The 463-nt window shown below is 62.2% G+C and carries 1 protein-coding gene; it reads left to right on the top strand.

From position 1 onward, the window contains the following. The coding region (locus tag B3D39_RS10155; protein ID WP_286789658.1) for an ABC transporter substrate-binding protein at positions 1-463 on the top strand (463 nt) is incomplete at both ends.

Raw genomic sequence — 463 nt, forward strand, 5'->3', positions numbered from 1 at the left:
GAAGGAATATGCCGACAAGCTCGCCGGCGAAGACCGCAAGGCCGACATCAACAACGTGCCGGTCGGCACCGGTCCTTTCTCCTTCGTGGCCTACCAGAAGGACGCCGTGATCCGCTACAAAGCGAACCCGGATTATTTCAAGGGCAAGACCCCGGTCGACGATCTGATCTTCGCGATCACCCCCGATCCGGCGGTGCGCATGCAGAAGCTGCAGGCGGGCGAATGCCAGATCATGCCGTACCCGTCGCCGGCCGACATTCAGGCGCTCAAGGACGACTCGAACATCAAGGTCGACGAGCAGCCCGGTCTGAACGTGGCTTACCTCGCCTACAACACCACGCAGGCGCCGTTCGACAAGCCGGAAGTCCGCAAGGCGTTGAACATGGCGATCAACAAGGACGCGATCATCGACGCGGTCTTCCAGGGCGCTGGCCAGGTTGCCAAGAACCCGATCCCGCCGACC

It is taken from the genome of Thioclava sp. UBA3469 (assembly GCF_002378135.1).
Taxonomy (GTDB): Bacteria; Pseudomonadota; Alphaproteobacteria; order Rhodobacterales; family Rhodobacteraceae; genus Thioclava; species Thioclava sediminum.